The organism is Burkholderia sp. 22313 (assembly GCF_052045245.1).
Taxonomy (GTDB): Bacteria; Pseudomonadota; Gammaproteobacteria; order Burkholderiales; family Burkholderiaceae; genus Burkholderia.
The window spans coordinates 16,605-29,116 of the sequence record NZ_JBQEON010000024.1; the positions used below are offsets into that span (position 1 = coordinate 16,605).

At 67.1% G+C, this 12,512-nt stretch carries 10 protein-coding genes; 4 read left to right on the top strand and 6 right to left on the bottom strand.

What is annotated here, in order from left to right; translation table 11 throughout:
- Positions 1 to 383 precede the first annotated feature (383 nt).
- The 3 genes from ACTJKF_RS19895 to ACTJKF_RS19905 all read left to right on the top strand — a co-directional run bounded on the left by ACTJKF_RS19895 (position 384) and on the right by ACTJKF_RS19905 (position 3,867).
- A complete protein-coding gene (locus tag ACTJKF_RS19895) occupies positions 384 to 1,127 on the top strand; it encodes an acetyltransferase (protein ID WP_440625395.1) in 744 nt (247 codons plus the stop codon).
- A 39-nt stretch (positions 1,128 to 1,166) separates the two neighbouring features.
- On the top strand, positions 1,167 to 3,101 hold the full coding sequence (locus ACTJKF_RS19900; protein ID WP_440625396.1) for a tetratricopeptide repeat protein: 1,935 nt from the start codon (positions 1,167 to 1,169) through the stop codon (positions 3,099 to 3,101).
- A 103-nt stretch (positions 3,102 to 3,204) separates the two neighbouring features.
- Positions 3,205 to 3,867 (top strand): acetyltransferase, encoded by a 663-nt coding sequence (locus ACTJKF_RS19905; RefSeq protein WP_440625398.1) that lies wholly within the window; start codon positions 3,205 to 3,207, stop codon positions 3,865 to 3,867.
- A gap of 10 nt (positions 3,868 to 3,877) precedes the next feature.
- Here ACTJKF_RS19905 and vioA read toward each other — a convergent pair whose 3' ends face one another.
- The 5 genes from vioA to ACTJKF_RS19930 all read right to left on the bottom strand — a co-directional run bounded on the left by vioA (position 3,878) and on the right by ACTJKF_RS19930 (position 10,771).
- The gene (vioA, locus tag ACTJKF_RS19910; RefSeq protein WP_440625400.1) at positions 3,878 to 5,020 is read right to left on the bottom strand and encodes a dTDP-4-amino-4,6-dideoxy-D-glucose aminotransferase VioA; all 1,143 of its coding nucleotides are present in this window, start codon (positions 5,018 to 5,020) and stop codon (positions 3,878 to 3,880) included.
- Positions 5,021 to 5,047: 27 nt separating this feature from the next.
- Positions 5,048 to 7,402 (bottom strand): tetratricopeptide repeat protein, encoded by a 2,355-nt coding sequence (locus ACTJKF_RS19915; protein ID WP_440625401.1) that lies wholly within the window; start codon positions 7,400 to 7,402, stop codon positions 5,048 to 5,050.
- A gap of 256 nt (positions 7,403 to 7,658) precedes the next feature.
- On the bottom strand, positions 7,659 to 7,958 hold the full coding sequence (locus ACTJKF_RS19920) for a flagellar protein FliT (RefSeq protein ID WP_440625403.1): 300 nt from the start codon (positions 7,956 to 7,958) through the stop codon (positions 7,659 to 7,661).
- Positions 7,959 to 7,983: 25 nt separating this feature from the next.
- On the bottom strand, positions 7,984 to 9,480 hold the full coding sequence (gene fliD / locus ACTJKF_RS19925; protein ID WP_440625405.1) for a flagellar filament capping protein FliD: 1,497 nt from the start codon (positions 9,478 to 9,480) through the stop codon (positions 7,984 to 7,986).
- Positions 9,481 to 9,613: 133 nt separating this feature from the next.
- Positions 9,614 to 10,771, bottom strand: coding sequence for a flagellin (locus ACTJKF_RS19930; protein ID WP_440625406.1), 1,158 nt, complete (start codon positions 10,769 to 10,771; stop codon positions 9,614 to 9,616).
- A gap of 520 nt (positions 10,772 to 11,291) precedes the next feature.
- On the opposite strand from ACTJKF_RS19930, the gene rpsU reads away from it, so the two are divergent.
- Positions 11,292 to 11,504 carry a 30S ribosomal protein S21 gene (rpsU, locus tag ACTJKF_RS19935; RefSeq protein WP_006401410.1) on the top strand — a complete coding sequence of 71 codons (213 nt, stop codon included), beginning with the start codon at positions 11,292 to 11,294 and terminating at the stop codon, positions 11,502 to 11,504.
- A gap of 316 nt (positions 11,505 to 11,820) precedes the next feature.
- On the opposite strand, the gene ACTJKF_RS19940 is transcribed toward rpsU, so the two are convergent.
- On the bottom strand, positions 11,821 to 12,423 hold the full coding sequence (locus tag ACTJKF_RS19940; protein WP_440625409.1) for a DNA-3-methyladenine glycosylase I: 603 nt from the start codon (positions 12,421 to 12,423) through the stop codon (positions 11,821 to 11,823).
- Positions 12,424 to 12,512: the final 89 nt, after the last annotated feature.

A 12,512-nucleotide genomic window follows, 5' to 3' on the forward strand; every position in this document is an offset into this window, starting at 1 on the left:
GCCTGATTCCAGGCACTGAATTTCCCGATTTGTCTTGCTGAACTCGCCGAAGCGTCGCGTTGCGCGATGGGTTGCGTCCGTGCGCCTTCCGGTGCTGCGTCGTCTCGTCAGCGCGTTGGCCGGCACGGCATGGGCCGCCTGCTCTCGGGCACGGTGAAAGCATCTCCGCCGCTGCCGCGCGCCGTGGCGCCACCCCCGCCCCTCCGCCACCCCGATCCGCGGAACAGAAGTCAGAACGCCGTTCTTATTCGTCGTCGATCGTTCCCGCGCGCTTTCTATACTGCATCGTCCATGATCGCGGACATTGCGCCGCATCGCTTTCCCATTCCGACCCGTGCGGTTTTCGGCATCGAGCCGCTGCGCCGGCAAACCTGTGACCGCATATGAACGTTACGACCTCCGACGATTGTATTGGCGTGCTGTCCGACCATGCGTGGGCGAAGCATTTCATCGTGCTGGGCTACCGGGACGGCGCCTTTTCGGCGATTCCGAACAATTTCTTCCGTAACTGGGTCGATGAAGAGGCGCAGGCCGGTACGTTTCATATCGGCCGGTGCTCGAGTCTCGGTGTCGGCTCGATCGCGAAATACGACCAGGGATGTCAGAAACTCGTGGTCGGCAAGAACGTGTCCGGCGGCATGCGCCTGCGATTCCTGCTGAACGGCCAGCATGAAGTGCGGACCATCTCCACGTCGCTGTTCGCCATCTACGGCAATGGGCTCGACAACGTATTGATGCCGCAATACGCGGATACCGTGATCCACAACGACGTCTGGATCGGTGACGAAGCGCTGTTCCTTGGCGGCAGTGAAGTGGCGAGCGGATGCGTGATCGGCGCGCGGGCCGTGATTCCGCCCAATTTCCGCACCGAGGCCTACGGAATCTACGCAGGTTCGCCGGCCCGCCTGGTTCGTTTCCGATTCTCGGAGAAAGTGCGCGAGCAACTGCTGCAACTCGCGTGGTGGGACATGCCGCTCGACTGGATCAAGGAGAACAACGACGCATTTCTCGTCGATCTCGAAGCAGACGAGGGGCGTGCGCTCGACACGCTCGCCGCGCTCCAGGAAGCCAAGGACCGTGCCACCGGCAAGGCGGGCCACCCGGCCGCCAAACCGGCGGCCGTCTGACCGTCCGTTCGCGATGTGCGCAGCGCATGGCCGCATGACATGACCTCTGCTCCAGACGAATCCGCGCGCGTCCAGCACGCCGCGACCTTGTGTCAGGACGGGCAGTTTGCCGACGCGCTGTCGCGGGTCGCGCCGCTGCTCGACGGGCCGGCGCCGGCCGTTGCGGCGCTGCATGTCGCGGCCGTGTGCGCACTGGGCCTGAACCGGCTGGCGGACGCGGAAGCCTGGTGGCGGCATGCGATCGACGCGATGCCGGCGTTCGATCCGCCGTACGAGGGGCTCGGCGCGCTGCTCGTGTCGCAAGGCCGTTGGCCCGAAGCCGAAGCGATGCTGCGCCGGCAGTGCGCGTCCGTCACGCCGTTGCCCGCGTCGCACCATCACCGGTTCGGCAAGGTGCTCGAAGCGCTCGGCAGGCTCGACGAGGCCGAGCAGGCGTTCGGTCAGGCGCTTCTGATCGAGCCGCAGTCCGCCGACGTGCTGATCGATCTCGGCAACCTGCTGCGCGTCCTTGTCCGGCCGGCGGAGGCGGAACTCGCGTACCGGCTCGCGATCGCCGTTCGCGCCGACCACGCGCTCGCGCACGCCAATCTCGGCGCGATCCTGGTCGACATGCAGCGGTTGCCGGAAGCGGAGGCGGCCAGCCGGCAGGCGCTGGCACTGTGTCCGGACCACCCGGAGGCGCATTACAACCTCGGCGTCGCACTGCAGAATCTCGATCGCCTGCCCGAAGCGGAAGCGGCCTATCGCGAAGCGATCCGCTGCCGGCCCGGCCTGCCGCAGCCGCGCAACAATCTCGGTTGCGTGCTGCGCGCGCAGGGCCGCCACGATGAAGCGGCGGCCGCGTTCGCCGACGCGCTCGCGCTCGCGCCGGACATGGCCGAAGCGCACTACAACCTCGGCACGACGTTCGCGCATGCGGGCCGCGTCGGCGACGCCGAACGCGCGTACCGCCGCGCGCTCGACCTGCGTGCCGACTACGGCGACGCGCGCTTCGGGCTGGCGACGCTGCTGCTGGGCGCCGGCCGGTTCGAGGAAGGCTGGCGCCGCTACGAATCCCGCTACGAGCAGTCGACGTTCGTGCACCGCCGGACCCCCGAGGTGCTGCGGTGCGCGCAGTGGCAAGGCGAGCCGCTGGCCGGCAAGACGCTGCTCGTCTGGCAGGAGGACGGCCTCGGCGACATGCTGCAGTTCAGCCGCTATTTCTCGGCGTTTCGCGCACGGCGGGCGGCGCGGGTGGTCTTTGCGTGCCAGCCCGCGCTGCATCGTCTGATGGAGACGGTCGACGGCGTCGACGCGGTGCTCGATCACGAGACCGCCACGGCGCAGGCCGCGCAATTCGATTACTGGACGAGCCTGTTGAGCGCGCCGATGCACGTGGGCACGACGCTCGACACGATCCCGCCGCCGGTGCGGTTCGTACCCGACCCGGCCCGCGTCGCCCGCTGGCGTGCGCGGGTCGATGCGCTGCCGGCCGGCCCGCGCGTCGGTCTCGTGTGGAAAGGCAACCCGAAGCATCACAACGATGCGCACCGTTCGCTGCCGTCGCTGGCATTGCTGACGCCGCTGTGGAGCGTGCCTGGCGTGAATTTCGTGAGCCTGCAGAAGGGGCAGGGCGAGGATGAGGCCCGCCAGCCGCCGGGCGGGCTGCCGCTGCTGCATCTGGGCTCGGAAATCGACGATTTCGCCGATACGGCCGCGATCGTCGCGCAGCTCGATCTCGTGGTGTGCGTCGACACGTCGACCGCGCATCTGGCCGCCTCGCTCGGCAAGCCTTGCTGGGTGCTGCTGCCGAATCAGGACGTGGACTGGCGCTGGATGCACGACCGCGAGGATTCGCCGTGGTATCCGGGCACGGTGCGGCTGTTCCGGCGCGGGCGCGACGACAACTGGATTCAGTTGGCCGAACGTGTGCGGGAGGCGTTTGCCGCGCATTTTGCAGCCGCTCGCGTGAACGAAACGGCGCGTACCGTCTGATGCGATGGCGCGTGCCGCGCGGGCGCGGCGACACGGCATACTGCAGGGAACGCGGCAATGCCGCTTCTGCTTTTCCGATCAATCCCGGTCAATCGAGGCCTTCGTGGAAAACATCGTCATCGTCGGCTCGTCCGGTCACGCCAAGGTCGTGATCGACATCGTCGAACAGGCCGGCCGGTACCGGATCGCCGGGCTGATCGATTCGTTCCGGGCCCGCGGCGAGGAGACGCTCGGCTACGCGGTGCTGGGCACCGAGCGCGACCTGCCGCAACTGATCGACGCGCACCGGATTGCCGGGCTGCTGGTCGCCATCGGCGACAACCACGCACGCGAGAACGTGACGGCCGCGCTCGCGGCGCGCGTGCCGGGCCTGCCGTGCGTCTCGGCAGTGCATCCGGCTGCGCGGGTGGGCAAGGCGTCGACGATCGGCGCGGGAGCGGTCGTGATGGCCGGCGCGGTGATCAACCCGTGCTGCACGATCGGCGACGGGTGCATCGTCAACACGAATGCGTCGCTTGACCACGATGGCGTGATGGAGGATTTCTCGAGCCTCGCGCCGGGGGTCGTCACCGGCGGCAACTGCTGGATCGGCCACGGTGCGGCGATCGGCCTCGGCGCGATGCTGCGGCACCGGATCGCGGTCGGCGAGCACGGCGTCGTGGGCGCCGGCGCGGTCGTGCTGCACGACGTCGAGCCGTACACGGTTGCGTACGGCAACCCGGCGCGCCGGATCCGCGCGCGCGCGGCCGGCGAGCGCTACCTGTAAGCGCCGCGCGTCAGGCGGCGATCAACTCGACGATGCGGCGCACCATGTCGTCGCCGAGCGCCGGGTAGATCGGCAGGCACAGCACCTTGCGCGCGGCCTCCGTGGCGACGGGCAGGTTGTCGCGGCTCGCGGATGGCAGCCCGCGGTACATCGGGAATTCGGAAATCAGCGGGTGGAAGTAGCGGCGCGCGTACACGTCGTAGTCGCGCAGCTTCTGGTACAGCGCGTCGCGGTCGAGCGGATAGTCTTCGTCGACGAGGATCGCGAAATACGCGTGGTTCGCGACGGTCTGGCCACCGAGCGGCACGCAGCGGATGCCTCGCACGTCGGCCAGCAGCGTGCGGTACAGCGCGTCGATCTCGCGGCGGCGCGCGAGCGCGCCGTCGATGTGCTGCAACTGCAGCATCCCGAACGCGGCGTTGATTTCGCTCATCTTGCCGTTGATGCCGGGCGCGACGACCGTGACTTCGTCGACGAAACCGAAGTTCTTCAGGTGATCGATCCGCTGCTTGGTCTTCGCGTCGGGGCAGATGATCGCGCCGCCTTCGAACGTGTTGAAGACCTTCGTCGCGTGAAAGCTCAGCACCGACAGGTCGCCGTGGGTCAGCACGCTGCCCGTGGCGTTCTGCACGCCGAATGCATGCGCGGCGTCGTAGATCACGCGCAGGTTGTAGTTGTCGGCGATCTTCTGGATCGCGTCGACGTCGCACGGGTTGCCGTAGCAATGCACGGGCATGATCGCCGTGGTCTGCGGCGTGATCGCCGCCTCGATGCGTGCCGGGTCGAGATTGAGCGTGCCGGGCGTGACGTCGACGAATACCGGCTTGATGCCGTTCCAGAGCAGTGAATGCGCGGTCGCGACGAACGAGTACGGGGTCGTGATCACCTCGCCGGTGATGCGCAGCGCCTGTAGCGCGGTCACGAGCGCGAGCGTGCCGTTCGCGAACAGCGACAGGTGCGGGACACCGAGATACTCGCAGAGCGCGCGCTCGAACTGCTGATGGAACGGACCGCCGTTGGTCAGCATGCGACTCGTCCAGATCTGCTCGAGATACGGCAGGAATTCCGCGAGCGGAGGCAGGTGCGGTTGCGTGACGTAGATGCGTTCGTGCGGCAATTGCGCGACGGACGACGCGGGCAGGCTGGCGGTCATGATGGTCTCTCTCGATCTGGCGTGGCTTCAGGCCTCGGCCGCAGCCTGTGCGGTGGCGGTGTCCTCGAACAGCGGCGTGTCGAATGCGGTCGCCGGCTCGTTCGCGCACCAGCGGGTCCACATCGTGCGCAGCGCCGACGACAGCCCGGCCGCGACCACGGCGGGCCGGAACGCGGCCGATTGGCCGCAGCGCGCGCGCAGGTCCGCGCGCAGCGCCTGCAGCGCGGCGGTGTCGTGACCGAGCGCCAGCGCCTTCGCGACGAAATCGTCCTCGTCGGTCGCGATGTAGGCGTCGAGGCCGACGTGTTGCAGCCAGCCCGCGCTGCCGCGTCCGGCCATCGTCGCGCCGGGGATCGTCACGGTCGGCACGCCCATCCACAACGCATTCAGCGTCGTCGTCGAACCGGTGTACGGGAACGCGTCGAGACAGAGGTCGACGCCGTGATGCTGCTGCATGTAAACCGGAATGTTCGAGCGCCGGCGGAACGTCAGGCGGCCGGCATCGATGCCGGCGGCGGCGAACCATTCGGTCAGCGTCTGCTGGTCGCCGTCGCTGCCGATCGCGCCGAGCGTCATGCGCGCGGTCGGGTCCGCGTGCAGGACGCGCGCCCAGACCTCGATCACGTGCGGGCTCAGCTTGTTCAGGCGGTTGAAGCTGGCGTAGGTCGTATAGCCGTTGTGCAGCGCCGGCAGCACGTTCACGGGCGGGCAGTTCGGCGGCGGCATGAACGGTGCGATCGCGGGCAGCCGCACCAGGCGCTCGACGAACTGGTCTTCGAATGCGCCGGGCGGCGCGACGAAGCGGTCCGTCAGGTAGTAGTCCATCGCGCTGAGGCCGGTCGTGGCCGGGTAGCCGATCCACGACGCCTGCACCGGCGCCGCGCGCTGCGCGAGCGCGACGAGACGGTTGCGGCCGGTGTGGCCCGACAGGTCGAGCGCGATGTCGATCCCGTCATTGCGCAAGCGCTCGAGGAACGCCTCGTCGCTCATTCCGGAGACATTGCGCCAGTTCGTCGCGTGGACCTTGAAGCGTTCCGAGGTCGAATCCTCGTCGACGTGATTGTGATAGAAGTGCATCGCGATGCCGGGATCGGATGCGAGCTGCTCGATCACCGGCAACGCATAGGAGGCGACCGCGTGGCCGAACAGGTCGCCCGACACGAAACCGACGTGCAGCTTGCGTGCCGGGTTGCGCGGGTTCGGGAAGGCGGCCGCCGTGCGCTTGCGCTTGCGGCTGTCGTAGCGCTGGCCGAACCGGCGGTGTTCGGCGACGAGCGTTTGCGGATCGAAGTCGCTGCTGTGGGCGATGCAGAACAGCATGCTGCTGTGGGTCACGCTGTCCGTCGGGTCGATTTCGATTGCGCGCCGCAGCCAGCCGAGCGCTTCCTGTGTCGCCCCCTGTTCGAGCAGCACGAATCCGAGCGAGCCGCAGGGTGCCGCGACGCCGGGCGCAAGTTCCACCGCGCGCCGGCAGGCCGCGATCGCTTCGTCGGTGCGGCGCAGCGAGAACAGCACGAGCCCGTGGATCCGCACCGCCTCCGGGTGATCCGGCTGAAGCTGGAGCAGACGCTGACACTGCGCCTCGGCTTCCGCGAGACGGTTCATCACCCGCAGCGTATCGGCGAGCAGGATGCGGACGAGCACTTCATCCGGAAGCAGGGCGACCGTGCGCAGCCCGGCCTCGATCAGTTCCGCGAAGCGGCCGCCCCGGTGCAGCGAGGCGGACAGCGCGCGCCAGCAGGCGCCGTCGTCCGGGTATTCGGCGACGAGTCGCTGCGCATGCGCAGTCGCTTGCGCATACTTGCCCTTGGCGTACAGGGCAGAATGCTTCTGCAGCAGGGTTTGGCTGGCACGACGCAGAGACTTGCCGGCGTCGTCGCTCGCGGCCGCATTCGCGACGGTTTCCGCGACGATCGCCGTTGCGGTGCTGCCCGCTTCGGCAGCCGGAACCGCGGCAGTCGCGAATACCGAGTCGGGCATGGCGAGTTGCGCAATCAGTGCGTCGAGCGCCGGGCCGTGCACGCCGCGCTGCTGCGCGATCTCGACCGCGATCCACGCGGCGGCCGCTTGTCCGCTGCGGTGCAGCGCGTGGATGTAGCTGACCCAGTAATAACCGTTGGCCGGGTCCGCGCCGAGCGCGGCTTCGAAATGCGGCACAGCGTCGATCGGCCGGCCCGTATCGACCAGCAGGACCGCGAGGTTGTAGTGCGCCGCCCCATGCGCGGGCACCGCGTCGAGGATTGCTTCGTAGAGCGTGCGCGCGTCGTCGAAAGCACCGGCGCGCTGGCGCTCGAGCGCGTTGTCCAGGACGAGCGCGATGTCCTGCGCAAGCTGCTGTTCGGGCGTAAGCGGGGTGGAGGCGGGCAGTTCGAACGAGAGCATGATGAAATCTGCGGAAAGTCGGTCGATACCATTATCGGCAGCGTGCCGCCGCGACGATGCCCCGAGTTGACGGTAAAAGCCCGGTCAGTTTGGCCGATTGAACGGGCGGCCGCGGCGCGGGCGGCGCACCCGGCGGCGCGCCAAAAAAAACGCCCGCGCGAGGCGGGCGGAGGCGAACGAGCACGCCCTCACATCAGCGTGTAGTTCTTGTTGTCGGGTTGTGCGCGCCCGGATGGCGCGCAGGTCGCGCGGCGGCTTACCGGCTCGCGATGCTCTGATACTGGCCGACGGCCTGTACGCGTCCCATCGCCGCCCGGTATTCGTCGGTCAGCTCCTGTTGCGCGCGTTGCGCGTCGGCGAAGACGCGGTCGTTGCGGGCCTGCATGCGGCGGATCGCGGCGACAGCCTCGGGCGGCTGGTCGACCGCGAGCTGCGCGACGAGTGGCGCGCGGGCATCGGCGATGCGTGCCGCCTGAACCCAGTCGGCCATCGCGGCTGCGTGTTCGAGCGCGTCGGTGAGCGCCTCGAGTTGCGCGATCAGTTCGGTCTGTTCCATCTGGACTCTCCGGGCGGGCTGGCGGTCAGCCCTTGTTGGTCGACATCGCGCCGGCGCTGTTTGCGCCGCCGAACAACTGCGTCAGGTATTGCGAGTTGCTGTTCATCGTCGCCATCAGCTTGTTGAGCGCGGTGAACTGCGCCTGGTACTGGGTCGTCAGCTGTGCGACGTAGTTCGACAGGTTCGACTGCTGCGTGGAGACGTTCGTCAGGTCGTTTTTGAGTGCCGTGGTACGCGCGGCAATCAGCCCGTTCGTCTGCGTGTAGTTCGTGATGTTGGTCGTCAGTTGCTGGCCGATCCCGTTCGTCGAGTTGAACAGCGACGCGACGCCCGTCGGATTGTTCTGCAGCGCGCCGTTGAGCGCCGTGCTGTCGACCTGCAGCGTGCCGTCGGCCTGCAGCGTGACGCCGATCGACGCGAGGTTGGTCGTCGAGCCATTGCCCTTCACGCCGCTCGCGACGATCGACGCGAGCGCGTTCTTGATCGTGTTCAGTGTCGAGTCGCCGAGCAGCGGGCCTTGCGACGCCGCGCCGGACGTGAAGCTCGACAGCGAGCCCATCGTCGTGACGAGCGTGTTGTAGAGCGTCGCGAAGTTGTTGATCGCGGCGGCCTGGGATTTCGTGTCGGTGGCGACCGTCAGCGTCTGCGGCTGCGTTGCATTGACGGCGGCGCTGGTCAGGTTCAGCGTGACGCCGGTGATCGCGCTCGTCACGGTGTTGCTCGCGCTCGTGCCGGCGATGCCGTTGATCGTGAACGCGGCGTCCTGCGCGGCCGTGCTCTGCTTCCAGGCGGCGCTCCCGTTCGCGGACGTGATCGTCGACTGGCCGCCCGTCGTGCTGGCCGTCGACGTGACGCCGAGGCTGGACAGGCCGTTGTCGCCGGACACGTTGCTGAGCGCGACGCTGATCGTGCTGGCCGCGCCGGTCGGCGTCGAGCTGAGCACGAGGTGCGCGCCGTCGCTGCCGTTGACGACGGATGCGACGATGCCGGGGTTGCCGGAGGTGTTGTTGATCGCGGCGGCGATGCCGGACAGCGTGTTGTTGGTGCTGTTCACGTCGACCGTGAACGACTGGCTGCCGAGCGACAGCGTCATCGTGCCGGTGCCGAGCGCGGTCGACGAACCGAACGCGGCCGACGACAGCGACTGCGACGTCGCGATCTGCGTGACACCGACCGAATAGCTGCCGGCCACTGCGCCGGCACCCGCGGTCGCGGTGAGGCCGGTGCCGCTCGCGGTCGCGGTGAAGGTGTTCTGCAGCGAGCCGTTCGACAGCGTCGCGAGGCTGGCCTGCAGTGCGCTCAGCGCGGCCGAAAGGGCGCCGAACGCGGAAATCTGGGTGTTGTCGCTGCCTTGCTGCGCGCTGAGCGCGGCGGCTTGACCGGCGGTCTTCGCGTTGACGAGTGCCGTCACGAGCGAGTTCACGTCCATCGACGAGTTGCCGGTCGAACCGCTGATGATCGATTGGGCCGCCTGCTGCAGCTGGGTGTTGGCCGAATTGTTGGCGGAATTGATCGTCGACATCGTGGTGCTCCGTGCGGCGGATGGTCCGTGGAATTCTGGATGAAGACCTAGCCGCGGGGCGATGCCCCGCGTGCCAAGCGCTTGCGGCCGGGCCGCGCGTCATGCGCGGGCCCGGCCGTCGGTTGCTACGCGATTACTGCAGGAGCTTCAGGACCTGCTGCGGCAGCGAGTTCGCCTGTGCGAGCACCGAGATGCCTGCTTGCTGCAGCACCTGGTTCTTCGACATGTTCGCGGTTTCCTGCGCGAAGTTCGCGTCGGTGATCTGCGACTGTGCCGACGACAGGTCGGTCGATTCTGCCTGCTGCGCCGTGGCGATTGCCGTGAAACGGTTTTGTGCCGCGCCGAGCGCTGCCTGCAGGTTGTTCACCGTCTGCAGTGCGTTGTCGATCGAGACCATTGCGACGTTCGCGCCGCTGACCGTGCTGATGTCGAGGCCCGACACGGTTGCCGGCTTGTTGACGGCGTCGATCTGCGTGACTGCGTTCGAGATCGCGGTGAGCGACGCTGCCGACATGCTGGTGCTGGTTGCGCCCGCGCTGATCGAGATCTGCGTGACCGTCGTGCCGTTGGTCGCGGCGGCGGTCGACGTCGAGAAGATTGCCGCTGCCGTTGCGCCCGTGATCGACGTGCCGTTCTGGTCGGTGAACGTGAAGCCGCCCTTGCCGTCCGACGTCACGTTGACAGCCGTGATCGCTGCGCCCGACGACGTGTACTTGCCGGTGGAGTCGAGGCTCAGGCCCGTGACCGTGCCGACCGTCTGGCCCGTCTGGACGACGCCGCCACCGATCTGTGCCGCCGACATGCTCTGGCTCAGGTCCAGCGAAATCGTCTGGCCGACGTTCGCACCGACCTGGAACGACACGATGCCTGCGTTGCCGTTCAGGATGTTCGTGCCGTTGTACGTCGTTTGCGACGCGATACGGTTAACTTCCTGGACCTGCTGCGCAACTTCCTGTTGCAGTGCTGCCTGGTCGGTCGTGGACATCGTGCCCGTCGACGCCTGGACGGCCAGCTGGCGGATACGCTGCAGGCTGTTCGTCAGCGACGACAGTGCGCTCGATGCCGTTTGGATCATCGACACGCCGTCGTTGGCGTTCGACACGCCCTGGTTCAGACCGTTGATCTGCGTCTGCATCCGGGTCGAGATCGCGAGGCCTGCTGCGTCGTCCGCCGCGCTGTTGATGCGCTTGCCCGAAGACAGGCGGGTGATTGCCTGCGACAGGGCGTTTTGCGAGCCGTTGAGGTTCTGCTGTGCAACCAGCGAGTTGATGTTGCTGTTGATTCCGAGCATGGAAAATCTCCTGTTTAAGCCGAAAGCCCTGAAAAGCCGTTTTTGGCGTCGGCGGAAGCACTCGTTCATTGCTGGCCGCCTCAGAGCAGGATTTCGGCGGCCCAAAACAAAACTTGAGGGGCGCGTTGAGATTCGGCCCGATTTTTTATCCTTCTTTGTCATTTCGGATCGGCCCGGCGCGCCCGTGGATTAACTGGGGGCAGAGACGGGCCTGAACATGCAGTCGCGACGCTGTGCACCCGCGACCGACAAAAGGGTGGTTTTGTCTGTGATTCCCTGCTATGATGGCGGGCTGAATTGAGATTTTCTGTCACGCCTGTGCCGTCTCGGCATTCTTGCTGGCAGTCAAACGCGGCGCTGCACGCGGTTGTGAAGCGTACTCGCGGTGCTTTCCGCCTCTCTTTTCCGGCCTCCGAGGCCGTATTTCCGCTCGTTTCGCCTGTTGTGGGGGACGCTCGGATGGCCGGTGCGTGGCGCTTGGCCGCTACGTTTTTGACCGTTTAAGCAATTTAGGAACGACATGACGACGATTCTTCTGAAAGAAAACGAGCCGTTCGAAGTGGCGATTCGCCGCTTTCGCCGTGCTATCGAAAAAAATGGCCTGATCGCTGAACTGCGCGAACGCCAGTCCTACGAAAAGCCGACCGCAGTCCGCAAGCGCAAGAAGGCAGCAGCCGTCAAGCGCCTGCACAAGCGCCTGCGCAGCCAGATGCTGCCGAAGAAGCTCCACTAAGAGCGTCTGACGGTTCGCCGCGAAACGGCGGAGCGTGCTTCGAAAGAAGCCGCTCCGCCGTTTTGCTTTTCGGGGCCGGAAAAAGTTGCCGATCCAGGCGCAAAGGTGACGAGCGCATCGTCGGGCGATGGCGGCGTGGCGCCGCCGGTGACCAACGTGCAAGGCTGCGGGCATTGTCACCCGGCAATCGATCTGCGCGGCACGAACCCACCGTGCGCGGCTCATCCGGTGGCGCGCTGATGCACTGACGCACTGACGCTCTGACGCTCTGCGCGCCGGTGCGGCAAGTCGGCCGGCCGGGAGGATTCCGGGGCCGTCAGCCCGCCTTGCGTTGCCGCGCGGGCTGCTTGCCGCCGAGCGTCGCGCATCGCGCATGGCACGGGCAGCCGACCTCATGGTCGTTGACCATCCCGGTTGCCTGCATCAGCGCATAGCAGATCGTCGAGCCGACGAACTTGCAGCCGTATACCTTCAGCGCCTTGCTGAGCGCGTCCGACTGGGCGGTCGACGCGGGCGCGTCGCGATACGACTGCCAGGCATTCTGGACCGGCGTGTGGTCGACGAACGACCACAGGAAGGCCGCGAGCGACCCGTGATCGTCGCGAATGCGCTGCACGGCCCGTGCATTGGTCACCGCGGATTCGACCTTCGCGCGATTGCGCACGATCCGGGGGTTCTCGAGCAGTTTCTCGATACGCTTCGGCGTGAAGCGCGCGACCACGTCGACATCGAAGTCGGCGAATGCCTCGCGATAGCCGGCGCGCTTGTTGAGGATCGTCGACCACGACAGCCCGGCTTGCGCGCCCTCCAGAATCAGCATTTCGAACAGGTGGCGATCGTCATGCGACGGCACGCCCCACTCGGTATCGTGATAGTGAGCGTCCGCTTCCGTCTTTACCCAGTTACACCGCTGCGACATCGTCAGCCTCGTTCCAGTGTCGATTCGATCGCGCCAGCATAGCGGATGCCCCATCGCCGGGATAGCCGGCCGAACGGCAGATGGGCGCG

What these genes read in the sequence shown, in the direction of transcription:
- ACTJKF_RS19895 (WP_440625395.1), top strand. Translation starts at nt 384, where the DNA reads ATGAACGTTACGACCTCCGACGATTGTATTGGCGTGCTGTCCGACCAT.
- ACTJKF_RS19900 (WP_440625396.1), top strand. Translation starts at nt 1,167, where the DNA reads ATGACCTCTGCTCCAGACGAATCCGCGCGCGTCCAGCACGCCGCGACC.
- vioA (WP_440625400.1), bottom strand. Translation starts at nt 5,020, where the DNA reads ATGACCGCCAGCCTGCCCGCGTCGTCCGTCGCGCAATTGCCGCACGAA.
- ACTJKF_RS19915 (WP_440625401.1), bottom strand. Translation starts at nt 7,402, where the DNA reads ATGCTCTCGTTCGAACTGCCCGCCTCCACCCCGCTTACGCCCGAACAG.
- ACTJKF_RS19920 (WP_440625403.1), bottom strand. Translation starts at nt 7,958, where the DNA reads ATGGAACAGACCGAACTGATCGCGCAACTCGAGGCGCTCACCGACGCG.
- fliD (WP_440625405.1), bottom strand. Translation starts at nt 9,480, where the DNA reads ATGTCGACGATCAATTCCGCCAACAATTCGGCCAACACCCAGCTGCAG.
- ACTJKF_RS19930 (WP_440625406.1), bottom strand. Translation starts at nt 10,771, where the DNA reads ATGCTCGGAATCAACAGCAACATCAACTCGCTGGTTGCACAGCAGAAC.
- rpsU (WP_006401410.1), top strand. Translation starts at nt 11,292, where the DNA reads ATGACGACGATTCTTCTGAAAGAAAACGAGCCGTTCGAAGTGGCGATT.
- ACTJKF_RS19940 (WP_440625409.1), bottom strand. Translation starts at nt 12,423, where the DNA reads ATGTCGCAGCGGTGTAACTGGGTAAAGACGGAAGCGGACGCTCACTAT.